Source organism: Micromonospora sp. B006 (genome assembly GCF_003408515.1).
GTDB lineage: Bacteria > Actinomycetota > Actinomycetes > Mycobacteriales > Micromonosporaceae > Micromonospora > Micromonospora echinospora_A.
On the sequence record NZ_CP030865.1, the window covers coordinates 5,709,130 to 5,734,329 of the forward strand.

The 25,200-nt window shown below is 72.8% G+C and carries 20 protein-coding genes, 1 pseudogene and 1 riboswitch; of the genes and pseudogenes, 13 read left to right on the forward strand and 8 right to left on the reverse strand.

Annotated features, from left to right (window positions below; all coding sequences use genetic code 11):
- Positions 1–203: 203 nt before the first annotated feature.
- Positions 204–2,285, forward strand: a pseudogene (locus tag MicB006_RS32860) (DNA gyrase subunit A); the annotation flags it as partial.
- A gap of 577 nt (positions 2,286–2,862) precedes the next feature.
- Here the strand turns inward: MicB006_RS32860 and MicB006_RS25640 are convergent.
- The 3 genes from MicB006_RS25640 to MicB006_RS25650 all read right to left on the reverse strand — a co-directional run bounded on the left by MicB006_RS25640 (position 2,863) and on the right by MicB006_RS25650 (position 6,302).
- Positions 2,863–4,203 carry a uracil-xanthine permease family protein gene (locus tag MicB006_RS25640; RefSeq protein WP_116509558.1) on the reverse strand — a complete coding sequence of 447 codons (1,341 nt, stop codon included), beginning with the start codon at positions 4,201–4,203 and terminating at the stop codon, positions 2,863–2,865.
- Between the two features lie 95 nt (positions 4,204–4,298).
- Positions 4,299–4,910: an alpha-ketoglutarate-dependent dioxygenase AlkB gene (locus MicB006_RS25645; RefSeq protein ID WP_116511807.1), complete on the reverse strand. Its 612-nt coding sequence runs from the start codon at positions 4,908–4,910 to the stop codon at positions 4,299–4,301.
- A 66-nt stretch (positions 4,911–4,976) separates the two neighbouring features.
- Positions 4,977–6,302 (reverse strand): polysaccharide pyruvyl transferase family protein, encoded by a 1,326-nt coding sequence (locus MicB006_RS25650; protein WP_116509559.1) that lies wholly within the window; start codon positions 6,300–6,302, stop codon positions 4,977–4,979.
- A 156-nt stretch (positions 6,303–6,458) separates the two neighbouring features.
- Between MicB006_RS25650 and MicB006_RS25655 the strand changes: the two genes are divergently transcribed.
- From MicB006_RS25655 to MicB006_RS25675, 5 genes are all read left to right on the forward strand, one after another.
- Positions 6,459–7,667: an acyltransferase gene (locus MicB006_RS25655; protein WP_116509560.1), complete on the forward strand. Its 1,209-nt coding sequence runs from the start codon at positions 6,459–6,461 to the stop codon at positions 7,665–7,667.
- Positions 7,668–7,746: 79 nt separating this feature from the next.
- The gene (locus MicB006_RS25660; protein ID WP_116509562.1) at positions 7,747–8,079 is read left to right on the forward strand and encodes a hypothetical protein; all 333 of its coding nucleotides are present in this window, start codon (positions 7,747–7,749) and stop codon (positions 8,077–8,079) included.
- A gap of 140 nt (positions 8,080–8,219) precedes the next feature.
- Positions 8,220–8,984: a hypothetical protein gene (locus tag MicB006_RS25665; protein ID WP_116511809.1), complete on the forward strand. Its 765-nt coding sequence runs from the start codon at positions 8,220–8,222 to the stop codon at positions 8,982–8,984.
- Positions 8,985–9,292: 308 nt separating this feature from the next.
- Positions 9,293–9,433, forward strand: a riboswitch (cyclic di-AMP (ydaO/yuaA leader).
- A gap of 205 nt (positions 9,434–9,638) precedes the next feature.
- Complete coding sequence (locus tag MicB006_RS25670; protein WP_116511811.1) at positions 9,639–10,472, forward strand: C39 family peptidase; 834 nt, start codon at positions 9,639–9,641, stop codon at positions 10,470–10,472.
- Between the two features lie 256 nt (positions 10,473–10,728).
- The gene (locus MicB006_RS25675) at positions 10,729–11,475 is read left to right on the forward strand and encodes an alpha/beta fold hydrolase (RefSeq protein WP_116509563.1); all 747 of its coding nucleotides are present in this window, start codon (positions 10,729–10,731) and stop codon (positions 11,473–11,475) included.
- A gap of 7 nt (positions 11,476–11,482) precedes the next feature.
- On the opposite strand, the gene MicB006_RS25680 is transcribed toward MicB006_RS25675, so the two are convergent.
- The 4 genes from MicB006_RS25680 to MicB006_RS25695 all read right to left on the reverse strand — a co-directional run bounded on the left by MicB006_RS25680 (position 11,483) and on the right by MicB006_RS25695 (position 16,481).
- On the reverse strand, positions 11,483–13,159 hold the full coding sequence (locus MicB006_RS25680) for a CDP-glycerol glycerophosphotransferase family protein (RefSeq protein WP_116509564.1): 1,677 nt from the start codon (positions 13,157–13,159) through the stop codon (positions 11,483–11,485).
- 19 nt (positions 13,160–13,178) lie between these two features.
- The gene (locus tag MicB006_RS25685; protein ID WP_116509565.1) at positions 13,179–14,681 is read right to left on the reverse strand and encodes a bifunctional cytidylyltransferase/SDR family oxidoreductase; all 1,503 of its coding nucleotides are present in this window, start codon (positions 14,679–14,681) and stop codon (positions 13,179–13,181) included.
- Between the two features lie 104 nt (positions 14,682–14,785).
- Positions 14,786–15,586, reverse strand: a complete 801-nt coding sequence (locus tag MicB006_RS25690; RefSeq protein ID WP_073827467.1) for an ABC transporter ATP-binding protein — start codon at positions 15,584–15,586, stop codon at positions 14,786–14,788.
- A complete protein-coding gene (locus tag MicB006_RS25695; protein ID WP_073827468.1) occupies positions 15,579–16,481 on the reverse strand; it encodes an ABC transporter permease in 903 nt (300 codons plus the stop codon). The genes MicB006_RS25690 and MicB006_RS25695 overlap by 8 nt, the downstream gene beginning before the upstream one ends.
- A 154-nt stretch (positions 16,482–16,635) precedes the next feature.
- Here MicB006_RS25695 and MicB006_RS25700 point away from each other — a divergent pair, with 154 nt between their 5' ends.
- From MicB006_RS25700 to MicB006_RS25710, 3 genes are all read left to right on the forward strand, one after another.
- The gene (locus tag MicB006_RS25700; protein WP_018784870.1) at positions 16,636–17,268 is read left to right on the forward strand and encodes a TetR/AcrR family transcriptional regulator; all 633 of its coding nucleotides are present in this window, start codon (positions 16,636–16,638) and stop codon (positions 17,266–17,268) included.
- 149 nt (positions 17,269–17,417) lie between these two features.
- Positions 17,418–18,527, forward strand: coding sequence for a DegT/DnrJ/EryC1/StrS aminotransferase family protein (locus MicB006_RS25705; RefSeq protein WP_116509567.1), 1,110 nt, complete (start codon positions 17,418–17,420; stop codon positions 18,525–18,527).
- Positions 18,528–18,544: 17 nt separating this feature from the next.
- Positions 18,545–19,585 (forward strand): Gfo/Idh/MocA family protein, encoded by a 1,041-nt coding sequence (locus MicB006_RS25710; protein WP_116509568.1) that lies wholly within the window; start codon positions 18,545–18,547, stop codon positions 19,583–19,585.
- A 43-nt stretch (positions 19,586–19,628) separates the two neighbouring features.
- Here MicB006_RS25710 and MicB006_RS25715 read toward each other — a convergent pair whose 3' ends face one another.
- Positions 19,629–21,275: a glycosyltransferase gene (locus tag MicB006_RS25715; RefSeq protein WP_116509570.1), complete on the reverse strand. Its 1,647-nt coding sequence runs from the start codon at positions 21,273–21,275 to the stop codon at positions 19,629–19,631.
- A 119-nt stretch (positions 21,276–21,394) separates the two neighbouring features.
- Here MicB006_RS25715 and MicB006_RS25720 point away from each other — a divergent pair, with 119 nt between their 5' ends.
- Genes MicB006_RS25720 through MicB006_RS25735 form a run of 4 tightly spaced genes read left to right on the forward strand, consistent with a single transcriptional unit; the run spans position 21,395 to position 25,182 of the window.
- Complete coding sequence (locus MicB006_RS25720; RefSeq protein ID WP_225980503.1) at positions 21,395–22,609, forward strand: glycosyltransferase; 1,215 nt, start codon at positions 21,395–21,397, stop codon at positions 22,607–22,609.
- A gap of 28 nt (positions 22,610–22,637) precedes the next feature.
- Positions 22,638–23,201: a hypothetical protein gene (locus MicB006_RS25725; protein WP_116509572.1), complete on the forward strand. Its 564-nt coding sequence runs from the start codon at positions 22,638–22,640 to the stop codon at positions 23,199–23,201.
- Positions 23,198–24,580 carry a glycosyltransferase gene (locus tag MicB006_RS25730; protein WP_073827473.1) on the forward strand — a complete coding sequence of 461 codons (1,383 nt, stop codon included), beginning with the start codon at positions 23,198–23,200 and terminating at the stop codon, positions 24,578–24,580. Before MicB006_RS25725 ends, MicB006_RS25730 begins: the two co-directional genes overlap by 4 nt.
- Positions 24,577–25,182, forward strand: coding sequence for a hypothetical protein (locus MicB006_RS25735; RefSeq protein WP_116509574.1), 606 nt, complete (start codon positions 24,577–24,579; stop codon positions 25,180–25,182). Before MicB006_RS25730 ends, MicB006_RS25735 begins: the two co-directional genes overlap by 4 nt.
- Positions 25,183–25,200 lie beyond the last annotated feature (18 nt).

Sequence of the window (25,200 nt, forward strand, 5' to 3'; positions counted from 1 at the left end):
AGCGGTGGGAAACCGAACGACTCCGCATCATCGACCGCATCAAGGACACCGAAGTCCTCGCCACGATCCTGCCCGTGATGGATGCGGGCTATCGGTACGAGAAGGTCGTCGCGGTCTCGCCCGACGAGCCGGCGGAGGTCTATTCCGTTCGAGTGGAATCCGCCGACCACTCCTTCCTGGCCGGTGGCTTCGTCAACCACAACACCGAGGCGCGGATGTCCCGGGAGGCGATGCTGCTCACCGGCGAGCTGGGTGAGGACACAGTCGATTTCGAGCCGAACTACGACGGCTCGCTGACCCAGCCCACGGTGCTGCCGGCGGCGTTCCCGAACCTGCTGGTCAACGGCGCATCAGGCATCGCGGTCGGCATGGCCACCAACATGATCCCGCACAACCTCGGCGAGGTGGTCCAGGCCGCCCGCTGGCTGATCAACCACCCGGACGCCACGCTGGACAAGCTCATGGAGTTCGTCCCCGGCCCCGACCTGCCCACCGGCGGGCTGCTGCTCGGCCTGGACGAGGTGCGCCGCGCGTACGAGACCGGGCGCGGCGTGGTGCGCATGCGCGGGCGGGTGGAGATCGGCCCGCTGGAGGGCAGCCGCGGCCGGCAGGCCATCACCGTCACCGAGCTGCCGTACGGCGTCGGCGCCGAGAAGGTCATCGCGGCCATCACCAACGAGGTGAACAAGACCAAGCGGCTGACCGGCATCGCCGACGTCAAGGACCTCACCGACCGGGAGAACGGCACCCGCCTGGTGGTGGAGTGCAAGGTCGGCGTGAACCCGCAGGCCCTGCTGGCCGACCTCTACCGGCTCACCCCGCTGGAGCAGTCCTTCGGCGTGAACAACCTGGTGCTCGTCGACGGTCAGCCGCGCACGCTCGGGCTCAAGGAGCTGCTCGACGTGTTCCTGGCGCACCGCTACGAGGTGGTGACCCGCCGCACCGCGTACCGCAAGCGCAAGCGGGAGGAACGCCTGCACCTGGTCGACGGTCTCCTGATCGCCCTGCTCGACATCGACCGGGTGGTCAAGCTGATCCGCGCCAGCGAGGACGCCCAGGCCGCCAAGGACGGCCTGATGCAGAAGTTCAAGCTCTCCGAGATCCAGGCCGCGTACATCCTGGACACCCCGCTGCGCCGCCTGACCAAGTACGACCGGCTGGAGCTGGAGGCCGAGCAGGAGAAGCTGCGCGGCGAGATCGCCGAGCTGTCGAAGATCCTGGACGACCCCAAGGTGCTGCGGAAGGTGGTCTCCGACGAGCTGGCCGCCGTGGTGAAGCAGTTCGGCGCGCCGCGGCGCACCACGCTCGTCGACGGTGACCTCAAGGAGGTGCTCGCCGCCTCGGTGCCGGCCGGCCCGCTGGAGGTGGCCGACGACCCGTGCCAGGTGATCCTCTCCGCCACCGGGCTGGTCGCGCGGACCGCGGCCGAGTCGGAGGAGGCCGCCGAGGCGCGCCGGCGCAGCGGCCGGGTCAAGCACGACGCGGTACGCGCGGTGGTGCACTCCACCGCACGGGGACGCGTGCTGCTGGTGACCAGCGCCGGTCGCGCCTTCAAGATCGACGTGCTGCCGCTGCCGGTGCTGCCCGAGCAGTCCGGCACGGTGTCGCTGCGCGGCGGCATGTCGGCGGCGGAACTGGCGCCGCTGGAGCCGGGCGAGACAGTCGTCGGCCTGGTCCCGCTGGGGCCGTCCGCGCAGGGGTCGCCCGGGCTGGCGCTCGGTACCCGGGCGGGCGTGGTCAAGGTGTGCGCGCCGGACTGGCCGGTCCGCTCCGACGAGTTCGAGGTGATCTCGTTGCGTGACGGCGACGAGGTGATCGGCGCGACGTGGCTGACCGACGGCGCCGAGACACTGGCGTTCGTCTCCTCGGAGGCGTCGCTGCTGCGCTTCGCCGCATCGGTGGTACGCCCGCAGGGGCTCAAGGGCGGCGGCATGTCCGGCATCAACCTGCCCGCCGGGGCGCGAGCGGTGTTCTTCGGCGCGATCCGCACCGACGACGCGAAGCACGGTGAGCCGATGGTGGTCACGTCGACCGGCGCCACGGTGAAGGTGACGCCGTTCAAGGCGTACCCGGCGAAGGGGAGAGCGACCGGCGGCGTACGCGCGCAGCGGTTCCTCAAGGGTGAGCTGGAGCTGTCGGTGGCCTGGATCGGCCCGCGGCCGGTGGGCGCGACCGCGACCGGCGACCCGGTGGACCTGCCGCCTGCCGACCCGCGCCGGGACGGCTCCGGCTTCGCCGTGATGCTCGGCCCCACCGTGGTGGGCCACCACATCGACCGCGACTGACCACCGGGACGGAGGGCGGGTCCCGAGCCCGCCCTCCGCCCCTCGACTCCTTGATCAAGGAGTTTGCGGGCTTCCCACGCCCTCCACGACCCCAAACTCCTTGATCACCGAGGTGGGCGCAGGGCGCTCAGGACCCCCGGGCGGAACCTGTGCGCCCGAATGCCCGGAGGCACCCCATCGCGCGTTGACCAAGGGGTTTGTGGCCAATTCGCGCCTCCTGCCGACCCCAAACTCCTTGATCACCGCGACGAGTGTCCTGCCTGCTGGGGCGATCGGGCGTCGGGCAACCCCGTCCTGTCCCCGCGCGGTCGATCATGAGGTTGGCTGCGACAAAGCGGACAACGAGTGCCGTCAACCTCATGATCGATGCGGCTCCAGCGGTGCGTGCCGCGTAGGAACGGTGGCAGGAACCTCGGGCGTGAAGATGCCGCTGTCCGGGCAGGGCTTGATGAGGGGACCAGTGGTGCGCGATCTTGCAGGTCGGGCTCGTGCAGCCCGTTGATCATGAAGTTGGCGGGCTGGAATCGCGCAAAGTGTGCCGCCAACTTCATGATCAACGGGGCAAGGGGTGAACGGGTCAGAGTTCGGGGTCGGGGGACTGGCGGGACTCGGGCGTGGTGCCGCGCAGGCGGGCGATCAGGCGCATCCCGTGATAGATGATCAGGGCGGCCGCCGTGCCCAGCGCGATGCCGTTGAACGACAGGTCACCGGCGGTCAGCGTGTAGTTGGCGGCTCCGATGATGACGGCGACCGCCGCGGTGAACAGGTTGATCGGGTCGTGGAAGTCGACCCGGCTCTCGATCCAGATCCGGGCGCCCAGGATGGCGATCAGGCCGTACAGCGCGGTGGTGGCGCCGCCGAGCACGCCGGCCGGGACGGTCAGGATCAGCGCGCCGAACTTCGGGCAGAGTCCGAGCAGGATCGCCGTGGCGCCGGCGATCCAGTACGCGGCGGTGGAGTAGACGCGGGTCGCCGCCATCACGCCGATGTTCTCCGCGTACGTGGTGGTGCCGGAACCGCCGCCCGAGCCGGCCAGCACGGTGGCGACGCCGTCGCCGAGCAGCGCCCGGCCCATGTCGCGGTCCAGGTTGCGGCCGGTCATCGCGGCGACCGCCTTGACGTGCCCGGCGTTCTCCGCGATCAGCACGAGGATCACCGGGATGACAAGCACGACGGCGCGCGCGTCGAAGCTCGGCGTGTGGAACTCGGGGAAACCGACCCAGGCGGCCTGCCGTAGCCCGCGTACGGCCTGCTGGTCGAGGTTGCCGGTCAGCGCGGCGAGCACCCAGCCGACCACCACGCCGACGAGGATCGACAGCCGGGCCACGAAGCCGCGGAAGAGCACTGTGGTGAGCAGGATCGCGGCGAGGGTGACCACGGCGATCAGCGGCTGCGCCTTGACGCCGGTGCCGGCGCCGCCGCCGTCCCAGGCCACCGGCGCGAGGTTGAGGCCGATCAGCATGACGATCGCGCCGGTGACCACCGGCGGCATCAGCGCGTCGATCCAGCGGGAGCCGGCCACCTGCACCACCACGCCGACGATCGCCAGCGCGACGCCCGCGACGACGATGCCGCCGAGGGCCGCGCCGATGCCGCCGTCGGTCTTCGCCGCGAGCACCGGCGCGATGAACGCGAACGACGAGCCGAGGTACGAGGGCAGCCGGTTGCCGGTGATCAGCAGGAACAGCAGCGTGCCGAGCCCGGAGAAGAGCAGCGTGGTGGCGGGCGGGAATCCGGTGATCAGCGGGACGGTGAAGGTGGCGCCGAACATGGCGACCACGTGCTGCACGCCCACGCCGACGGTGCGCGGCCAGGAGAGCCGTTCGTCGGGCTGGACCACGTCGCCGGGGCTTACCTGACGGCCGTCGCCGTGCAGCGTCCACGGGGACCAGCGGGAGGAGGTGGGGGACTGGGTCATCGGTCGCCCTTCGCGTCATCGGGTGACGGGGGCGTGATCGACCCTGGGAGTTGTTTCTAGCACGTGCCCAGCGCAGATGTGGGCCCGGCCCGGGCTCAGGCGACGCCGGTGGGACGGAACTGGACGCTGACGCGGGGACCGACCGGGCGGGTGGTCTTCGGCACCGCGTGTTCCCAGGTGCGCTGGCAGGAGCCGCCCATCACCACGAGGTCGCCGTGGCCGAGCGGGAACCGCAGGCTGCCGCCGCCTCCGCCGCGGGGCCGCAGCAGCAGCGCGCGCGGGGAGCCGAACGAGACGATCGCCACCATGGTGTCGGTGTGCGCGGAGCGGCCCAGGGTGTCGCCGTGCCAGGCCACGCTGTCGCGGCCGTCGCGGTAGAGGCACATGCCGGCGGTGACGAACGGCTCGCCCAACTCGGGCGCGTAGTGCCGGGTGAGCGCGTCGCGGGCCTCGGTGAGCACCGGGTGCGGCAGCGGCCGGCCGGCGGCGTACCAGCAGAGCAGCCGGGGCACGTCGACCTCGGTGTCGTACATGGTGCGGCGCTCGGCCCGCCAGGGCACGTCGTGGCGCAGCGTGTCGAGCACCGCGTCGGAGCCCCGCACCCAGCCGGGCAGGTGGTCGACCCAGGCGCCCCGGCTCAGCTCGTGGCGGCGCACCGCCCCGGCGAGCGGGCCCAGGGTGGGGCCCTGCTCGGCCAGGTCGAGCATCGAAGGCTGGTACGCGACGTCGGGCACGCCGCCGATCGTACCCTGTTTAGAACAGGCGTGCGACTGTCAGCGCCGCAGCATCCGGCGGACCTTGCCCGGGACGGCCTGCTTGATCCGCTCGCGCAGCTGCTGCGAGCGCAGCGCGTCGATGGTCGCGGTGAGCTTGGCGTTCTCGTCGCGTAGTCGCTCGATGCGGGTCAGCAGTTCGGCCGGCGGGGTGGCGGCGGCGGGCCCGACGGCCGGCGGGAACACCGTCTCGCTGACCCGCCGGTCGAAGCGGGCGGCGCTTTCGTCGTCGTCGAACGAGATGCCGAGGTCGTGCTTGCGCAGGAACGCGGTGATGGTCTCGAAGCGGGCCTTGTGGCCGTCGGTGAGCGCGGTGTAGTCGGCCTCGGCGTAGAGGTCGGCGGCGTCGACGTCGGCCGGCACGTCGCGCATGATCCGGTGCGGGATGTCGAAGTAACGGGCCAGTTCCAGGGTGCGCGAGTCGTGCGCGAACAGGTAGCCGGGCGTGCCGGCGGCCAGCGCGGTGATGGTGCCGTGGATGCGGGTGCCGAACGCGAAGTCGTAGCCGGACAGGTGCGACATCCAGGTCCACGGGTCGACGAACATGCGCACCTTGTCCTCGGCGAACAGCGGGTGCGAGGTGTGCAGCGGGATGTCGCTGCTCTGACCCCGGTGCTCGGGCGCGTCGCCGTAGAGCAGGGTGCCGAGGGTCCGCAGGTCCTGCGGTACGTAGCACAGGTTCGGGTAGCGCTCGTGGTGGTGGCGGACCACCGAGGCCATCGAGCGGACGTACGGGGAGATGGTGAGCGCCACCTTCGACTCGGCGGTCAGCTCCGGCTGCTTCTTGGCCAGCGGGAACGTGTCGCCGTGCAGGAACATCGACGGGCAGCCGATCTGCTCCACGTCGGAGAAGCCGAGCGTGTTGAGGTAGCTCTGGGTCACCTCGCCGCGTACGCCGATGCTGTGCGACCGGTCCAGCACGGCCTTGCAGAACGCGCGCACCGGCTCGTCGATCGGCCGCAGGTACTCGCGGTCGCCGTCGACGTTGGTCTGCACGCCGACGCCGAGCACCACCACCGGGATCTTCAGCCGTTCGATCAGCCGGGTCAGCGGGGTGAGGCGGTGCACGAAGCTGCGGCGGAAGGCGTTCGCCAGCGGCACGACGAACACGTCGTACCGTTCGTTGATCTCGTCGGCGACGCGCGGATCGGCCGGGGTGCGGGTCGGTGTGATCTCCGCCGTGGAGGTGGCCAGCAGCTTGTGCGCGGCGTGGCTGAAGACCAGGTTTCCGCTGTTGTCCCCGATCCAGTTGCCGGCGAACGTCTCCTCCGGCGTGAGGACGTCGAACGGGCCCTTGCGGGCGCGGAGCAGGATCCGCTGGTGCATCCGGTTCGCTCACCTTCCGTACGGCACGGCGTGCCGGCGGGCGCCGGTCGGGCGCTCGCGCGTGCAGGAACGGAAATCCTATCCGCCGCCCCTGAGTGACCCGGCGGCCGTCGGCTCGCCGGGAACGTCCCGGTACTCCGGGGTAGGGTGCCCGGAATGACCAGCGCGCCGACCGTCACCCGTGCCCCGCGTCTGCCGTCGCTGACCGGTTTGCGGTGGGTCGCCGCGCTGCTGGTCTTCGGCTTCCACGCCGGGACCATGGGGATCGTCGCCGAGCCGCACCTCAAGGCGGTGGTGGACAAGGCGTTCAGCCTCGGCCTGTCCGGCGTCGAGTTCTTCTTCATCCTCAGCGGGTTCGTGCTGGTCTGGTCGTACCGCGACGGGGAGCGGGCGTGGACGTTCCTGCGCCGCCGGCTCGCCAAGATCTACCCCAATCACGTGGTGACGTTCGTGGCGGCGCTGGCGGTGGCGGCGTGGTTCGCCGACCCGGTGCTGCCGTGGGCGGCGATCGGCAACTTCTTCCTGGTCCAGGCGTGGATCCCGCTGAACGGCTACTTCTACAGCGTCAACAACGTGAGCTGGTCGCTCTCCTGTGAGCTGGCCTTCTACCTGTGCCTGCCGCTGGTGGTGCCGCGGCTGCGCCGGGCCCGTACCGGGGTGCTCCGGGCCGTGCTGGTCGCGGCGCCGCTGCTCATCCTGGCGCTGTGGCCGGGCCAGGAGCTGGTGCCGGAGGAGCAGCGGTGGTGGTTCACCCAGATCTTCCCGGTGACCCGGTCGCTGGAGTTCTGGATGGGAGTGGCCGCCGCCGAGCTGATGCGCCGCAACCGCTGGCGCGGACCGAACCTCGCGGTCGCCACCGGCCTGTTCGTCACCACCTGGGTGGTCGCCGCGCTGTGGATTCCGGCCGAGTTCTGGGCGGCGTTGCTCGCCGTGGCGTACCTGCTGGTCATCGCCGCGGCGGCGGACGCCGACGTGCGCGGCCGGCCCACCCCCTGGCGGTCCCGGCCGATGATCTGGCTCGGTGAGGTCTCGTTCGCCTTCTACCTGGTGCACGTGCTGGTCATGGTCACCGTGCTGCGGCTGACCGGGGACTGGGGCACCGGCCTGCCCGGCTGGCGGGGGCCGCTCGCGGTGCTCGGCTTCCTGCTGCTCACGCTCGCGCTCGCCGCCGCGCTGCACCGCTGGGTGGAGCTGCCGATGATGCGCCTGCTCGGTCCGTCCCGCCGGGCCCGCGCGGCGTCGCGCGCACCGGCCGTGCCGGCTCCGCGCGGGCCCGCCGAGGGCGCGGCCGCCGACGGCGGCGCGCCGCCCGTCGCCGGTCCGGCCGAGGGCATCGAGTACGCCGGGCGGCGTCGACCGGACTGACCGCTGCGTCCCGGTCCGGCCGATTCGCGACACGCCGGGCGGCGGTGCGTCCCCGGGGGATCGGCGGTAATTTGTACCCGTGCTTCCGATCGCGCTCACCTGCCCCGTGTGGTGGGTGGCGCGCTGGACCGCCCGGATGCTGGCCAGTCTCGCCGTGGTCGTCGCCTGTTCGTTCGGCGCGGCCACCCTGCCGGCCGGCGCCGCCCCGGCCGCCGCAGCCGGCCCGACGTACGTGAGCACGCCGGCCGCCCCACGACCGGAACCCGACCGCGCCGCCGAGCGGCAGGCCCGTCCCGCCGCCGCCCCCGCGCCCGCCGCACGGGCGACCGACACGCTCCCGGCCGGCCCACAGCCGGTCCCGGCCGGCCGGATCACCGCGCCGGTCGGCCTGCGGGCCCCGCCCGCCCGCTGATCCGCCCACGGGCGCTCGCCCGTCACCGCACCCACCGAACGTCATCCCGCACCCGCCCCTCGACGGCCCGGCGCACGCGCGCCCCGCCCCGACCGGCCGCGCGGAGTCTCCCGCCAGGTTCTTCCCGTGAGGTGCCGACCATGTCGCAGACCGCTCTCTACCACTTCCTCACCGCGGTCCCCGAGGCCGCCGCCATCTGGTCTTTCCTGATGCTGCTCGCGTTCGGCCTGCTCGCCGTGCTGGTGGCCCGGCCCGAGCGGGACGGTGCCGCCGAGGTCGCCGCCGATCCGGTGGACGCGGACGCCGCGCGCCGCGACGACCTCGTCCGGTACGCCGAGGAGGTGGCGGTGGCCGCCACCGGGGCCGCCCAGACGGCCCGTCGCCGCCGGGAACGGTGGCTGGCCGCGCAGGACGAGGCGGAGCGGGCCTGGACCGCGTACGACGAGGCGGACACCGCCGCGCGCCGCCTGGCCGGGGCCGCCGCGCTGGCCGCCCCGCGGACCCCGCGCACCCCTGCGGAGTACGCGGCCCGGGAGCGCTGGCTGCACCACGCCGCCATGACGGCGCACTGGCGTGGCGACCTGTCCGCCCGCCAGCTCGCCGACGTGCTGGCGCGCCGCAACGGGTGGGACCCGCGCCGGCACCCGGCCGAGCAGGAGATCGTGCTGGCCCGCACCATCCGGGACCGGCGCCGGGCCGGGTGGGAGAGCGCCGCCGAGCGGGAGCGGCTGGCCTGGCGGGACGCCGAACTGGCCGCCGAGGCCGCCCGGACGCTCGCCGCCGAGGCGTACGCGGCCACCCTGGCGCTGCGGCCCGCCGCGGTGTCCCGCGGCGCGGCGACGATGCCCCTGCCCGTGGGCGCGTCCGTCCGCAACGCCCGGTGGCGTCCGGCCCGGGTCGGCTGAGCCGCCGCCGTCGACCGAATTGTTACCCGGAATGTGGTGACCCCGCTCACCCGGGACGCGGAAACGGGCGTCCGGCGCAGAACAGGGCAGCCGACCGCGCAATTGCCGGTCACCCGCTCGCCGTCTGTCCCCTTTCCGCCGCCAGGTCACGCCACCACCGCTTGTCCCATTGAGTGAAGTCAGTAACCGGCTGTTCCGAAATCCGTTACCGAGGATCACGTTTACGCAGGTGGGAGCGCTTGGCAGGGGCAATACCCACCGGTAGTGTCGGCGCGTCCGGTGCGGTAACCGATCGCAGAAGGCGACGCCGCGCCGACCCGCCTAATCGTGTCAACACGAACCGGGGAACCATGAGCACCATCGGGGTGAATCCGCGGCCACTGCCGCGGTAGGGCGTACTTCCCGCCCGAATCCGTCAGCTAACCCGGTCGGCGGCCACGGAAGGAGTGCCATCCTCGTGCCCACCCCTCGATCGTCCCCCCGCCTCCACGGCTCCGCGGTGCCCGCGCTCGCCTGACGCGACCGGCAAACCGCCCCTGGGCGCCCGGCATCACGGGCGTACCGCCCCCCGGCCCATCCGGCCCTGCCAGCACGTGTGGATCCCTCCGCGTGCCGGGCCGGCGTGTGCCGATCACGCCCCCCGTGGAGGATTTCGTGAAGCACCACCTGAAGCGTCAGCTGCGGCGGATCGCCACCGAGCGCCCGTACCAGATCATCGCCGGATCGGCCGCGGCGCTCGTGCTGGCCGCCGGCGCCGGCACCGCCCTTGCCGTCGGTGACGACGCCCCGGCCCACCAGGAGAACACCGCCTCGGTCGCCGAACTCGGCGCACGCCTCGGCGAGCCCGCCAGCCGCGGCGAGGCGCGCATCGTCGTCCCGCCGGCGTCGCCGAGCGCCGAGCCCAGCAAGTCGCCCAGCGCCTCCCCGTCGGCGAAGAAGGCCGCGGCGGACCCGGACGTCACCAAGGCCGCGCCGAAGCCGCCGTCCAGCAAGACCCTGGACTACGACTACCAGGCGCAGATCAACTACTACTACTGCGGCCCGGCCGCCGTGCGCAACGCGCTCAGCGCCACCGGCATCGAGCGCAGCCAGGACGCGCTGGCCGGCCCGCTCGGCACCACCGAGATGGGCACCAACTCGGCCGAGGACACCACGCGCGTGCTCAACCAGCAGGTCAAGGGCAACCCGTACAAAACCCGGATGATTCCCGGCTCGGCCAGCCCGGCCCAGATGGACCGGCTCCAGGCCGACGTGGTCGAGGCGATCAGCAACGGCCGCGGGGTCGTCGCGAACGTCGCCGGCACCGCCACCGACACCAACGGCGGCTGGCACTCGTTCCCCGGCGGCCACTACGTCGCGGTGATCGGCTACAAGGACGACGGCCGGACCGTCCGGATCGCCGACTCGGCCGACCCGTCGCTGCCGTCGTACTGGCTCACCACGATCGACCTGGCGCACTGGATCGCCAGCCGCGGCTACTCCGCCTGACCGTCCCGCACGTCCGAAGGCCGGCACCCCTCCCGGGGCGCCGGCCTTCCCCGTCCCCACCCGCCCTCGCCCGCCGCCCTCTCGGCGCGTCGATCTTGGACTTGTGGCGCCTGGTATGCCCGGCTCGCCCGCTATGGAAGGCACCACAACTCCAAGATCGGCGGCGAGGGCGAGGGCGAGGGCGGGCGGCGTGGGTGGGGCGGGTCGGTCGGGTTTGGTCTCGCGTGTCCGGGGCGGGCGGTGGCAGACTGCGCCAATGGGTGATGCGACGGGGAACCGGCACCTGATTCTCCTGCACGGCATGGGTGCCACCGGCGAGGTGTGGCTGCCCTGGGCGCCGCTGCTGGAGCGCCGCTGGCCCGGGCGCTGGCTCGCCCCCGACCTGGCGGGCCACGGCTGGTCGCCGCCGCTCGACGGCTACTCCTTCGAGGCCCTCGCTCAGCGCGTGGCCGACGGGCTCGGCCCGGTCCGGCTGGGCCCGCACGACCGGCTGGTGCTGCTCGGGCACTCGCTCGGCGGGGTGGTGGCGCTGGCGCTCGCGGCCCGGCAGCGGGCTCTTCCGGTCGACGCGGTGGTGGGGCTCGGCATCAAGGCGGTCTGGTCCCCGGCCGAGCTGGCGAAGGCCGGCGAGCTGGCCGCCCGGCCGGTCACCTGGTTCGCCACCCGGGACGAGGCGGCCCGCCGCTACCTGCGCGTCTCCGGGCTCGCCGGGCTGTTCGCCCCGGACCACCCGGTGGTGGAGGCGGGGCTGCGGCGGGTGGACGGCCGCTGGCGGCTGGCGATGGACCCGGCCGCGTTCGCGGTCGGCGAGCCCCTGCTGCCCGCCCTGCTGGCCGCCACCGGCGTGCCGGTGCTGCTGGCCCGCGGCGAGCAGGACCCGATGGTGAGCGACGAGCAGCTCAAGGAGCTGGGCGTACCGGTCGCCACCCTGCCCGGTCTGGGCCACAACGCGCACGTCGAGGACCCGGCCGCCGTGCTCGCCCTGCTCGACACGTACCTCTGAGCGGGGTCTACACCACCGCGCGCTGCGCCGGGACCGCCCAGTCGGCCTCCAGCTCGCGGCGGGCGGCGGCGAGGAACGCCTCGGCGTAGGCGTCGGCGGGGAAGTCGCCCAGGTAGCGGGTGCGCGCCGCCCAGCGCTGCGCGGCCTTCGGGTCGGCGTCGAGCAGGTCGGTGAGCACCTCGTCCACGTTGGACATGTCGCGCCGCAGCACGTAGCCGGAGGCCGCGAGCGGGAACCGCTCGACGAAGTGCTCGCCGTCGGCGCCGGTGTCGGTGACCGCGTACGGCTTGCCGGAGTAGAGCCAGTCGGAGATGACACCGGAGACGTCGGAGACCAAGGCGTCGGCCCGGTTGACGCACTCGGTGAGCGTCAGCTCGCGGGCCGCGGCGGCGCCCCACAGGTGCGGGCGGCCGGTCTTGGCCCGGTCGGCGGCGAGCAGCTCGGTGAGCCGGGCGAGCTGGCGGGCCGAGGCCGGGTTCTTGTCGGTGTACGGGTGGGCGCGCAGGATCACCGCCGCCCCGCGGTCGATCAGCCGGCGGATCAGCGTCTCGGCCACCGGCAGCGAGCAGTAGTTGGCGTCGGCGTGGTGCCCGGTCCAGGTCGGGGTGTAGAGGACCGTCGGGTGCGCCGACGCGGCGACCGGCTCCCGGCGTACCTCGATGGCCTCGACCTGGGGCCGGCCGACCACGACGAACTTGTCGGCGGGGATCTCCACGCCGGCGCGGGCGTACCTGTCGATCGCCGCCTGCCCGGCCACGAAGATCTTGTCGAAGATGGCCGAGACCGGGTTGGCGCTCGGGGCCTTGTCGCTGTCGCCGTGGTGCAGCTGCACGTGGGTGAGCTGGTTGAACCGGATCAGGTGGGCGTTCTTCGCGCCGTGGTTGACGTAGAACGCGACGCGCAGGCTGGGCACCAGCGCCTCGTCGAGCGCCTTCAGGGTGGGGCAGAGGACCACCGGGGCGCGGGTGGCGGCGGCCACGGCGGGCAGAAGCTCCGGCTCGCGCAGCACCACCACGAACGGGCGGCCGATCCGTTCCAGGTACGGCAGCCACATGGTGACCTGGTACTCCGAGCCGGGCGGCGCGGAGAAGTGCAGCACGAACTCGGGCTGGTGGCGGCGTAGCGCGCGGCCGACCGGGCCCCCGCCGGCGGGCGGCCGGAACCGCCGCCGGGCGAGGTCGAGCGCGATCGCACCGCAGCCGGCGCCGACGAGCAGCGTGGCGGCGAGCGCCGACCAGGCGGGCAGGGTCAGGACGGCGGCGAGCGCCACCAGGGCGAGCAGCACCAGCAGCGCGTCGCCGAGCCGGGCGGCGACCAGCGGCGTCCACGTGCGGACCGGGAGGTTCGCCGCCCGGATCTCCAGCGCGCCGGCCTGCCGCAGCGGGCCGACCAGCAGTACCAGGCCGAGCAGGACGAGCGCGGTGGCCGCGAGGGCCGGGTCGAAGCCGTCGTCGAGGCGACGGGCGTAGCCGGCGAGGATGCCGGCGGCGACGAGCACCGTCTCGGCGAGCCCGTCGGCCGACGGCCGGACGCGGCGCTCCCAGGCGGTGGCGGCGAGCGCCGCGACGGCCAGGGCCAGGCCCCAGCCGGTGGCTCCGGTGAGCGCCACGACGAGGAAGGCCAGCACCGCCAGCCCGGTGGTCAGCACCCGGGCGAGCAGCTTGCGGACCAGGTCACCACGCATCTGACACGTCCCGTCGGTCTCAGGCGCCGGTGGACAGCTCGGACCGGTCGGCGCCGGGCTGCGCCGGTACGGCGGCGGCCTGCTCGGCGGGGGCCCGGCGCACGTCGACCACCTGACCGGTCAGTTCGGAGATCAGCACGTCCAGGGACGCCTGCGCGACCGCCTCGGAGGAGAGCAGCGTGTGCTCCGGCTCCTCGCCGAACGCCCGCGTCCGCATCGGGGTGGCGGTGCGCTCCGGGTTGACGCAGTTGACCCGTACGCCGAACTCGGCCCACTCGTCGGCGAGCGCCTGGGTGAGGTTGACCAGCGCGGCCTTGGTGGCGGAGTAGAGCGCGTAGCGGGCCCGGCCCCGGGTGTACGAGCTGGACGTGTAGAGCAGCAGCTGACCCTTGGTCTGCTGCAGGTACGGCAGCGACTGGCGGGCGATGGTGACCGGGCCGACGAAGTTGACGTGCAGGAGACGGTCCATCGTCTCGGAGTCCATCTCGGCGAGCGCGCCCTTCTCCAGGATGCCGGCGGTGACCACCACGTGGTCGATCCGGCCGGTGGCCTCGAACGCGGTCTTCAGGGCGGCGGTCACGTCCTCGGCGCGCTCGACGTGGGTGCCGGTGGTGGAGCGGCTGAACGGGAAGACCTGGGCGCCGTAGGAGCGGGCCAGCTCGGCGAGGTCGTGGCCGATGCCGTAGCTGCCGCCGAAGACCACGATGGTCCGGCCGGTCAGCTCCTCGGCGTAGCTGCGGCGGTCGGTCAGGCGGGGCGCCTGCGCGGCGGCGAGCTGGAACAGCTTGTCGGCCAGGTGCACGTCGACCGGGTGGGTGACCTTGATGTTCTCGTCCGAGCCGTCGATCACCTTGATCGGCGTGCCGGGCAGGTAGCGCAGCACCACGCCGCAGTCGTCGGTGGCGGCGAAGTCGGGGTCGCCCTCGGCGCGGCGGTACGCCTCGCGGATGGTGCCGGAGCGGAACGCCTGCGGGGTCTGGCCGCGGCGTAGCCGGGAGCGGACCGGGATGTCGGTGATGCACTCGTCCGCGTCGACCTGGATGATCGTGTCGGCGGACGGGATGGCCACGTCGACGGCCGAGTACGTCCAGAGCGCGTTGACGCACTCGCGCACGATCCGGGCGCTGACCAGCGGGCGCACCGCGTCGTGGAAGAGGATGTTGACGTCGCCCTCGCCGACCGCGTCGAGCGCGATCCGGGTGGTGTCGTTGCGGGTCTCGCCGCCCTCGATCACCTTGGTGACCTTGCGAAAGCCTGCGTCGGCGACGATGCGCCGCGCGTCGTCGACGTGGCCGGTGGCCATCAGCACGATGATCTCGTCGATCTCGGGCGCGCCCTCGAAGACGGCGAGGGTGTGCTCGATGATCGGCTTACCGGCGATCTTGAGGAGCTGCTTCGGGATGCCCAGCCCGAGGCGCGTGCCGGTCCCCCCGGCGAGGATCACGGCCACCGTACGCGCGGGGCGCCAGGGTGCCGGGCTCGCCGGCGCGGCGTCCGGTGCGGTGGTGTGGTCCTGCGTCATTGCCGTACCTCACTCTGGGTGAAAGGGGATGGGTCCGAAAACCTTAACGCGGACGCCGGAGCGCACCGATCCGGGCGATCCCGGGACCGGTGCGCTCCGGCGGGCTACTTCTGGCCCTCGTACGCGTCGCAGACCTCCTTGGTGGGGCCGTCCATCTTCAGGACGCCGCTCTCTAGCCAGATGGTCCGCTCACAGGTGTCCCGGATCGAGCCGATCGAGTGGCTCACCAGGAACACGGTGCCGGCGCTCTCCCGCAGCTCGCGGACCCGCTGCTCGCTGCGGGACCGGAACTTGCGGTCACCGGTGGCGAGCGCCTCGTCGATGAGCAGCACGTCGTGCTTCTTCGCGGCGGCGATGGCGAAGCGCAGCCGGGCGCCCATGCCGGAGGAGTAGGTGCGCATCGGCAGCGAGGCGAAGTCGCCGCGCTCGTTGATGCCGGAGAACTCGATGATCTCCGGGGCGAGGCGCTTGACCTCGTCCGGGTGCATGCCCATGGCGAGGCAGCCGAGCACCACGTTGCGCTCGCCGGACAGGTCGTTGAGCAGCGCGGCGTTGACGCCCAGCAGGGACGGCTGGCCCTTGGTGTAGACCGCGCCGCGGGCCGGCGGGAGCAGCCCGGCGATGGCCCGCAGCAGCGTCGACTTGCCGGAGCCGTTGCTGCCGATCAGGCCGATCGCCTCGCCCTGGTACGCGGTGAAGCTCACGCCCTTGACCGCGTGCACCTCGCGGATGTTCGGCGCCTTGGTGCGCGAGACGATCCGCTTGAGCGCGGAGACCGGTGTGGTGCCGCCGCTGGCTCCCTTGTGGATCCGGTAGATCACGTGCACGTCGTCCACCACGACGGTGGGGATGCGACCCGAGTCGGTCACCGGGCCGGCGTTCAGCGGCAGGGTCTGCTCAGCCACGGCCGTACTCCTTCTCTCCGCGCCAGAAGTAGAGGAACCCGCCGATGCCCATGACGACCGCCCAGAACAGGCCCAGCGCCCAGAGCTTCGGCGGCGAGCTGACCAGGTTGGCCTGGTGCGAGTCGAGCAGCGAGAAGCGGGCCAGCTCGATGAAGACCAGTGGCGGGTTCCACTCCAGGAGGCTCGCGGCCCAGTGCGGCAGGTGCTGGCGGAACAGCGCCACCGGGTAGAGCACGCCGGAGGCGTACAGCCAGGTGCGCATCACGAACGGCATGATCTGCTTCAGGTCGGTGACCTTGGAGCCGATCCGCGCCATGATCATGGTGAGGCCGACGTTGAAGATCGACTGGAGCAGCAGCGTCGGGGCGAGCAGGATCCAGCGCCAGGTCACCGGCTCGCCGGTGAACAGCACGATGGCGGCCAGCACCACCATCGACATGAGCAGCTGCTGGAGCTGCACCAGGGTGACGGTGATCGGCAGCGCGGCCCGGGGGAACTGGAGCGCCCGGATCAGGCCCAGGTTGCCGGTGATCGCGCTGGTGCCGTTCGACACGGCGGTCTGGGTGAACATGAAGATGAACACGCCGGTGCACAGGTACGCGATGAAGTTCGGCACGTTCCGGCTCTGCGACAGGATCACGCCGAAGATCAGGAAGTAGACCGCCGCGTTGGTGAGCGGTGTCAGCACCTGCCAGAGCTGCCCGAGCTGTGTGTTGCTCAGCGAGGAGGCGACCTTCGCCCGCGAGTACGCGGTCATGAAGTGCCGGTACGCCCACAGACGGCGGGCATACTCGCCCAGGGGCGGTCGTTCCCCGGCCACCCGCAACCCGTACCGCCGGGCCAGTTGGGCCCGGGTGAGTCCGGATTCGGGGTCGGCCACCGCGGTGTTGGCCATGATCAGGCGCTCCGATCTTTCGTGCTGATGGGGAGCAGTGCGGTGAACAGATCCAGCGTGGCCCGGCGGGGAGGAGCCGCCTCGCTGCTGCATGGAAGGTAGTCCACCGAACGTCGGGACGCAACCGTACCGTCGTTGCGCTACATTGTTCCACGTGACGACCGAGAAGAGGCGTGCCCCGGCCGGCGCGGCGGTGCTGCGCGGGGAGATCACCAGCGCCATCCGTGCCGCCGTGATGCAGGAGTTGGCCGAGGTCGGCTACGGTCGCCTCTCCATCGAGGCGGTGGCCCGCCGGGCCGGTGTGAGCAAGACCGCGATCTACCGCCGCTGGCGGTCCAAGCTCGACCTGGTGCTGGACATGGTCTCCGCCGTGGCGGGCCGCAACATCCCGCTGCTGGACACCGGCAGCCTGCTCGGTGACCTGGAGATCCTGCTGCACGTGATGGCGCGTGCGCTGCGTCACCGGCTGGCCGCGCAGATCATCCCGGACCTGCTGGCCGAGGCGGCCCGCAACCCGCAGATCGCGGAGAAGCTGCAGGCCGCCCTGGACGACTACCAGCAGGCGGTGGGCCGGATCCTGATCGGCCGGGCGGTCGAGCGCGGCGAGCTGTCCCCGGACACCGACCGGCGCGCCGCCGTCGATCTCATCGTGGGGCCGGTCTACTGGCGGATGGCGATCTCCCGGGCCCCGCTTGAGCCCGCCGAGGTGCCCCGGATGGCGGCCGCGATAGTCGCCGCCCTGCGGGTAGCATGCGTGGGGCCTGTGCGCGACGAGGTGGAAGTCTGACCCGGGTCGTCCCCGGAGGGTCGTCGTCGATCATGAACAGAAGGTCACATCCAGTCGGACAATCAGTGCAACCCGGCTGTTTTCCTGACAGAGCGGTACCATCCCCCGAAATGTCTCCCATGAATCACGCGTCGACAGGAGGAAGCCCCATGGCCGGGCCGCATCCAGAGTTCATTCCCCCCGCACGGCCGATCATCGGCGAAGCCGAGATCGAGGCGGCCGTCCGGGTGCTGCGGAGCGGCCGGGTCGTGCAGGGCCCCGAGGTCGCCGCGTTCGAGGAGGAGTTCGGTGACCTGGTCGCCGGCCGGCACTGCGTCGCCGTCAACTCCGGCACCTCCGCGCTGCAGCTCACGCTGATGGCGCTCGGCTTCGGCCCGGGCGACGAGATCATCGTCCCGTCGTTCTCCTTCGCCGCCAGCGGCAACGCGGTCCGGCTGGTCGGCGCCGAGCCGGTCTTCGTGGACATCGAGCCGGGCAGCTTCTGCGTCGACCCGGAGGCGGTCGCCGCCGCGATCACGCCGAAGACCGTCGCCATCATGCCGGTGCACCTCTACGGTCACCCCGCAGCGATGGACCGGATCATGGCGATCGCGCAGCAGCACGGCCTCGCCGTGGTCGAGGACGCCGCGCAGGCGCACGGCGCCGAGCTGAACGGCACCCCGGTCGGCGCCTTCGGCACCGCCGGCTGCTTCAGCTTCTACCCGACGAAGAACATGCACTCCCTTGAGGGCGGCATGATCACCACCGCCGACGCGGAGCTGGCACGCATCCTGCGGCTGCTGCGCAACCAGGGCATGGAGCAGCGGTACGCCAACGAGATCGTCGGCGCCAACATGCGCATGACGGACGTGGCCGCCGCCATCGGCCGGGTGCAGCTCACCCAGCTCGGCGAGTGGACCGAGCAGCGCCGCGCCAACGCCAAGTACCTCGACTCGGCGATCACCGGCATGGTCACCCCGCCGGTCGCCGACGGCGCCAAGCACGTCTACCACCAGTACACGGTGCGGGTGCGGGGCGACCGGGACGCCGCCCAGGCCCGCCTCACCGAGCTGGGCATCGGCAACGCGGTCTACTACCCGACCCCGATCCACCGGCTCAAGCCGTACCTCACCGAGGCCGGCACGCCCGGCCCGTGGGACCTGCCGGAGACCGAGCGGGCCGCCGCCGAGGTGGTCTCGCTGCCGGTGCACCCGTCGCTGAGCCAGGCCGAGCTGGAGCGGATCGCCGAGGGCGCGAACCTGGCCGGCGGTGCCCGGTGAGCGCGAAGGAGAGCCCAGTGAGCGGACGCAAGCTGCGGGCCGGTCTGATCGGCCTCGGCGCCATGGGGCGCAACCACGCCCGGGTGCTGTCCAACCTCGACGGCGTCGAGCTGGTCGGCGTGGTCGACCCGGCCGGCGACGTCACCGGGACGCTGCGCGCGCCCGTCGTACCCGAGCTGAGCGACCTGCTCGCCCTCGGCGTCGACTACGCGGTGGTGGCCTGCCCGACGGCACTGCACGAGCCGATCGGCATGGAGCTCGCCGCCAACGGCGTCTGCGCGCTGATCGAGAAGCCCCTCGCGCAGTCCGTCGATGCGGCAACCCGGCTGGTCGAGGCGTTCGAGACCGCCGGCCTGGTCGCCGGCGTCGGCCACATCGAGCGCTACAACCCGGCGCTGCAGAGCCTGCGCACCCGCCTGGAGGCCGGTGAGCTGGGCGAGGTGTTCCAGGTCGTCACCCGGCGCCAGGGCCCGTTCCCGCACCGCATCGCCGACGTCGGCGTGGTGATGGACCTGGCCACCCACGACATCGACCTCACCGCCTGGGTGACCGGCCAGGAGTACACCTCGGTCTCCGCCCGCACGGTTTCGCGCAGCGGCCGGCTGCACGAGGACATGGTCGCTGTCGTCGGTCAGCTCGCCGACGGCACGATGGTCAACCATCTGGTCAACTGGCTGAGCCCGCTCAAGGAGCGGTCCACTGTCGTCACCGGCGACAAGGGCTGCTTCGTGGCCGACACGCTCACCGCCGACCTCACGTTCTACGCCAACGCCGCCATCGACACCGAGTGGGAGGCGCTGCGCGCGTTCCGTGGCGTGGCCGAGGGCGACATGGTCCGCTACGCCATCCCGAAGCGGGAGCCGCTGCTGGTCGAGCACGAGCGGTTCCGCGACGCGGTGGAGGGCAAGCAGAGCGACATCGTCACCCTGCGGCAGGGCCTGCGTACCGTCCAGGTCGCCGCCGCCCTGCTGGAGTCCGCCTCGGACGGCCGTACCGTGGCCGTCGGCCCGGCCGCCGCCGACCGTGACGGGCGTGGCCTGCAGCCGACCCCGGCCTGACACCGGCTCCGGCCGGGCGTCACCGACGCCCGGCCGGACCCGGTCACACAGTGTCGATCCCCAGCAGACTGTCGAAGGACTGTGCGTTCACCGACCAGTCCCAGGTGGCCGCGGCGTGCTTGGCCGCGGCCTCGCCGGCGGCCCGCCAGACCTGCTCGTCCGCGGTGACCGCACGGACGCGGGCGGCGGCCTCGGCCGGCGTCCCGACCACCCAGTCGGCCGGGAAGACGGTACGCGCGCCGTGTTCCCCGCCGGCGAAGAACGGCCAGTCCCGCACCACCGGCACCGCGCCGCTGGCGGCGCCCTCCACCACGGCACAGTGGAAGCTCTCCCGCACCGAGCTGCTGAGCACCACGCCGACGCCGGTCAGCACCCCCGGCACGTCGTCGGTGTGGCCCAGCCGGGTCACCGCGCCGGAGGGCGCCAGCTCGGCCAGCTCCGCCTCCAGCTCGGCCGCGTAGTCGCGTGCCGCCCGGCTGAGCCCGGTGTCGATCCCACCGCCGACCAGCAGCAGGCGGTACCGCTCGTCGGTGGCGCGCAGCAGCCGCAGCACCTCGACCGCCCACCGCGGGTCCTTGGCGACCGCGCTGGTGCCCACCAGGCCGAGCGTGAACCGCGCCGCGGGGTCCTTCGGCCGCGCGAACGGCGCCAGGTCCATCGCGTTGCACAACACATGGGTACGCGGCGCGTGCGCGCCGGTGAGCCCGGGCGCCACCCGGAGCGTGAAGTCACGCAGGTGCTCGGAGACGAAGACGACGTCGTCCACCCGGCTGAAGTCGATCAGGTTCGGCCACCTGCCGAACGCCTCGTAGCTGTGCAGCCGGACCACCACCCGGGTGTCGCCGGGATCGACCAGGCCGACCATGACAGCGGTCGCCACTGCCCAGTCGACGAACACCGTGTCGGCCCAGTCCAGGTGCGGGCGCAGCCAGGCCTCGACCTGCCTGCCGTACTCGGTGTCGCGCAGCAGCGCCTCGGCGGTCATGCGCCTGGACGCCCGGATCAGCGGCCCGGCCACCGGGTCGTCGTCCAGCCGCACGTAGCGCAGCTCCACACCGGGGTGTGCGGCGTACCGCTCCCGGATCGCCTGCACGAAGTGGGCGCTTCCGTTGAGCAGCAGCAGCACCCGTTGCGGCCGGTCCGTCGGCGGCGGCGCGGCCGGCTGCCGGCGGCCGCGCGGCGTCAGCAGCGCCTGACCCACGGCGCTGCCGTGCAGCGGCGCGAGGAACGCCGCCGGATCGTCCACCAGCGGCGAGTCGAGCTGGTCGAAGTGGATCACCCGGTGGAACTGGGTGTGCAGCACCCGGTGCAGCCGCCGGGCCGCCGCCTCGCCGTCACCCCGGGCGTACGCCCGGTCCGCCTCGGCCAGGTCGGCCTCGACGGCGGCCGTCAGGTGGGCCGGGGTGCGTCCCTCGGCGATCTCGTCGGCGGCCTCCTGCGCGAGCAGGTCGGCGCGGGCGGCCGGGCCCACGCCGGCGGCCACCGCGGCCAGCGCGGCCCGGGACTCCGCCGCCGGCCAGCCGGCCCGGACCATTCCGGCGCGCAGGCGGCGGGCCAGCGACGACCGCGCGCCGGCCGGCAGCAGCGGCGCGGCCGCCAGGCCGTGGATCAGACGGGCCGCCGCGCGGTGACGCACCACCCGGGGGGCGGTGACGCGACGGAGCACGCCGGTTGCGAGCTTGCTGCCCATCTGGGCTGGGTCCTTCCGATCGCGGAGGCGGGCGCCGCAACGCCGACCCGCGTGGTCGGCGAGCGCGGTTCGTGCATGTTAACGTGGCGCGGTCCCTACTTGCGGCGAGGAAGGTTCGGGTGCCGGCAACTTCTGCACGGGACGTCGTCGTCATCACGCCCTGGTTCCCGACCCGCGAACTGCCCTTCCGCGGCTCGTTCGTCCAGGCGATGGTCGACGCGACCGCACCGGTTTCCGACCGGATGACCGTCTATCACTGCGACGCCTGGGTGGCCGCCCTCGATCCGGCGGCTGAGCGCCGGGTCCGCGACGCCCACCGCGTCCTGCTCGGCCACGCGCGGCACCGCACCCCGACCGTCGGCGGCGCCGACCTGGTCTACGTGCCGGTGCCGGTGCCCCGCGGGCTGGGGCACGCGGAGATCGCCGACCGGCACGACGAGGCGCTGCGCGCGGCCCTCGGCGGCCGTCCGCTCACCGCCCCGGTCGTGCACGCCCACGTCGGGCTGCCCAGCGGCTGGGCGGCCATCCGCAACGCCGGCCCGGACACCCGGGTCTACGTGACCGAGCACGCCAGCTTCCTGGACAAGGTGCTCGAGACCGCCCGCGGCCGGGAGATGTACGACGAGGTGCTCGACCGGTGCGCCGGTTTCCTCGCCGTCGGCGAGGGCGTCCGTGCCCCGCTGGTCGAGGCGTTCCCGCACCACGCGGACCGGATCGGGGCGATCGCCAACCCGATCTCCTTCGACCGGCCCCGTCCCACGCCGATCACCGCGCTGCGCCGGTGGCTGTTCGTCGGCGCGCTCTCCGAGCTCAAGGGCGTACCGCTGCTGCTGGAGGCGTTCGCGCGGTGCCGGCAGGACGACCCGGCCCTGACGCTGACGCTGGTGGGGGAGGGCGCGCTGCTGGCGAGCCTGACCGCACGGGCGGCCGAGCTCGGGGTGGCAGACGCTGTCACGTTCACCGGGGCGGTTCCGCCCGAGCGGGCGCTGGAGCTGATGCGGGAGCACGACCTGCTGGTGCACCCGAGCCGCCGCGAGACCTTCGGGGTGGCGGTCATCGAGGCGATCGCGGCCGGGTTGCCCGTCCTGGTCACCCGGTGCGGCGGTCCGGAGCGGACGCTGGCCGGCATCGAGGACGCCGCCGGTCAGATGATCGACGTGACAGACGACCCGGAGACGATCGTCGCCGGATACCGGCGGCTGCGGTCCCGGTTCCCCGACGACCTCGAACCGGCCCACGCCCGTAAGGCGCTCGCCGACCGGTACGGCTACGCCGCCGTCGCCGAGACGCACCGCCGCCTGTGGTTCTCCGACGAGGCCGACCCGGCGGGCTGACGCCGGGCGCCGCAGCTGATGGAGTGAGATGCACGTCCTTTTCCTGTCCGTCGGGTCGGTCCGGCGGCGCGCCGTCGTGGAGGAGTCCCGCCAGGTGATCGCCGACGGGGGCGCCGCCACCGTGGTGGTCGACCGGATGGGCCCCTGGAGTCGTGAGACGTTCGCCACCGGCGTGCGGGTGATCGACCTGGCCGCCCTGCAACGTCGGCTGCCGGCCGACCGGGTCGAGCAGGCGGCGCTGTACAAGGCGCCCCGCAAGCTGCTGCGGACCATCGGCCGCGGTCCGCTGCGGAAGGTGTCGAAGCGGGCCGAGCGGGCGTTCCAGCGGCGCCTCGCCGACCCGGCACACCGGGCGTTCGTGCGGATGCGCGGCGACCAGCGTGACCGGCTTCTCGCCCGCGCCTGCGCGCGCCCCGCGGTGGATGTGCTCGTCGTCACCGATCCGGTGGCGATGCCGTACGCCGTGCGCCTGCTGGAGCGCCGACCCGGTCACGCGAGCCCGAGGGTCTGCTTCAGCTACGACTACTCTGGAGTGGCGACCGATGGCCAGAACCGACCCGACCCGGATTCCGCCCAGGGGGACAATCCATGACGCGCCCGACGCGCCGACCGCGCATCCTGTACCTGTCCTTCTACTTTCCGCCGTCGCGGGCCAGCGGCGTGTACCGGGCCCGGGCCACCGCGAACTACCTCGCCGAGCACGGCTGGGATGTGACCGCCTTCGCGTCGCCGCTGTCGTTCCTGCACCGCGTGATCGGCTCGGTCGACGAGCAGCTGGCCGAGACCGTGCACCCGTCGATCCAGGTGGAGCGGCCGAACATCAGCCACTTCGCCTGGGAACGTGACCTGCACGCCTACGGCCGGTTCCGGGGCATGTCGCCGATCCTGGCCCGCAACCTCTACAACTTCGGGTTGAAGAAGTTCTTCCCCGAGCACTACCTGTCCTGGGCGCTGGCGTCGGTGCGCAAGGCGCTGCGGATGCACGCCCGGCGGCGCTTCGACGTGGTGCTCGCCACCGGTAACCCGTTCGCCTCGTTCGCCGCCGCCTGGATGATCCACAAGGCCACCGGCGTGCCGTTCGCCGTCGACTACCGCGACGCCTGGACGCTCAACATGTTCACCGAGGAGCCGGGGTACGAGCCGGGACACCCCGCCTGGCGCTGGGAGCGCCGGATCCTGCGCGACGCCTCCGCCTCGATCTTCGTCAACCAGCCGCTGCTGTCCTGGTACGCCGACCGCTACCCGAACGCCGCGGACCGGATGATGGTGGTCCCCAACGGCTGGGACCCGGACCTGCTGACCCAGCTCGACGCGCCCGCGCCGCCGTCCGAGTCGGACCGCGACCGTCCGCTGCGCTTCGGCTTCCTCGGCACGATGAACAGCACCCAGCCGGTGGAGCAGCTGGCCGAGGCGTTCCAGATCGCCCGGCGGCATCCCGACCTGGCCGACGCGGAGCTGAACATCCACGGTCACCTCGGTTACTTCAAGCAGGGCAAGACCGACCTCATCGCGCGGCTCGGGCTGGTCGAGGGCGAGCAGGGGCACGCGCTGCCCGAGTACGGCATCCACTACCGGGGCCCGGTCTCCAAGACCGAGGTCGGCCGGGTCTACCAGGAGAGCGACGTGCTGGTCTTCCTGGCCGGCGGCGCGCGGTACGTCACCTCCGGGAAGATCTTCGAGTACATGGCGAGCGGCAGCCCGATCGTCTCGGTGCACGCGCCCGGCATCGCCGCGCAGGACGTGCTGGCCGGCTACCCCCTCTGGTTCAACCCGGAGAGCCTCGACGTGCACGACATCGCCGAGTCGATGATCGCCGCCGGCAAGGCGGCCCGGGACATGTCGGCGAAGCAGCGTGCCGAGGCGCGCGCGCACGCCGACACGTTCACCCGGCAGGCGGTCACGGCACCGCTGGAGGCCAGGCTGCGCTCGATGGTCAGGCGCAAGATCGAGGCGGGAAGGATCGCATCGTGACGTTCGACGACGCAGCCGGGAACCAGCCGCCCACTGTGGGCGCGGCCCGAACGCCGCGGGCGCTGCTGCTGGCGTTCAACCACAAACCGCACGAGAAGGTCGTGGCGCTGGCCGAGCGGCTCCTCGACGAGGGCGCCCGGCTGGACGTGGTGGTCCTCAGCGACACGAACTGGGCGGACCTGGCCGGCCGGCCCAACGTGCGGCTGTTCACCCTCGGCGCCGCCGAGAAGCGGCACCCGCTGCTGCGCACCGAGCGGATCGTGGTCACCAGCGGGCCCCGGCGAGTGGCCCGCGGGCTGAGCCGGCTGACCGGCGGCGGCCCGGCGAGCGGGCTCAGCCGGCGGCAGGAGCGCCTGAGCCGGGCGTTCCACAAGCGGGTGTTCATGAAGGCGTACTCGAACGTGCGCCCGCTGGTGCTGTCCCGGCTGGCCGACAAGCGGCTGTCCGAACTGGACCTGGAGCACGACCCGGTCGACCTGATCGTGGCCTCCGACGCGCTGTCCATCACGCTCGGCTGGCGGCTGGCCCGCCGCTTCCCGAAGGTGGTCGCCACCACCTCGCTCGACCCGCCCCCGTTGGCACAGCTCACCGCGGCGGCCTGACGCCGTCCGCGGCACCAT

What these genes read in the sequence shown, in the direction of transcription:
- MicB006_RS25730 (WP_073827473.1), top strand. Translation starts at nt 23,198, where the DNA reads ATGACGCGCCCGACGCGCCGACCGCGCATCCTGTACCTGTCCTTCTAC.
- MicB006_RS25665 (WP_116511809.1), top strand. Translation starts at nt 8,220, where the DNA reads ATGTCGCAGACCGCTCTCTACCACTTCCTCACCGCGGTCCCCGAGGCC.
- MicB006_RS25715 (WP_116509570.1), bottom strand. Translation starts at nt 21,275, where the DNA reads ATGGGCAGCAAGCTCGCAACCGGCGTGCTCCGTCGCGTCACCGCCCCC.
- MicB006_RS25655 (WP_116509560.1), top strand. Translation starts at nt 6,459, where the DNA reads ATGACCAGCGCGCCGACCGTCACCCGTGCCCCGCGTCTGCCGTCGCTG.
- MicB006_RS25680 (WP_116509564.1), bottom strand. Translation starts at nt 13,159, where the DNA reads ATGCGTGGTGACCTGGTCCGCAAGCTGCTCGCCCGGGTGCTGACCACC.
- MicB006_RS25650 (WP_116509559.1), bottom strand. Translation starts at nt 6,302, where the DNA reads ATGCACCAGCGGATCCTGCTCCGCGCCCGCAAGGGCCCGTTCGACGTC.
- MicB006_RS25725 (WP_116509572.1), top strand. Translation starts at nt 22,638, where the DNA reads ATGCACGTCCTTTTCCTGTCCGTCGGGTCGGTCCGGCGGCGCGCCGTC.
- MicB006_RS25675 (WP_116509563.1), top strand. Translation starts at nt 10,729, where the DNA reads ATGGGTGATGCGACGGGGAACCGGCACCTGATTCTCCTGCACGGCATG.
- MicB006_RS25640 (WP_116509558.1), bottom strand. Translation starts at nt 4,203, where the DNA reads ATGACCCAGTCCCCCACCTCCTCCCGCTGGTCCCCGTGGACGCTGCAC.
- MicB006_RS25705 (WP_116509567.1), top strand. Translation starts at nt 17,418, where the DNA reads ATGGCCGGGCCGCATCCAGAGTTCATTCCCCCCGCACGGCCGATCATC.
- MicB006_RS25695 (WP_073827468.1), bottom strand. Translation starts at nt 16,481, where the DNA reads ATGGCCAACACCGCGGTGGCCGACCCCGAATCCGGACTCACCCGGGCC.
- MicB006_RS25685 (WP_116509565.1), bottom strand. Translation starts at nt 14,681, where the DNA reads ATGACGCAGGACCACACCACCGCACCGGACGCCGCGCCGGCGAGCCCG.
- MicB006_RS25645 (WP_116511807.1), bottom strand. Translation starts at nt 4,910, where the DNA reads ATGCTCGACCTGGCCGAGCAGGGCCCCACCCTGGGCCCGCTCGCCGGG.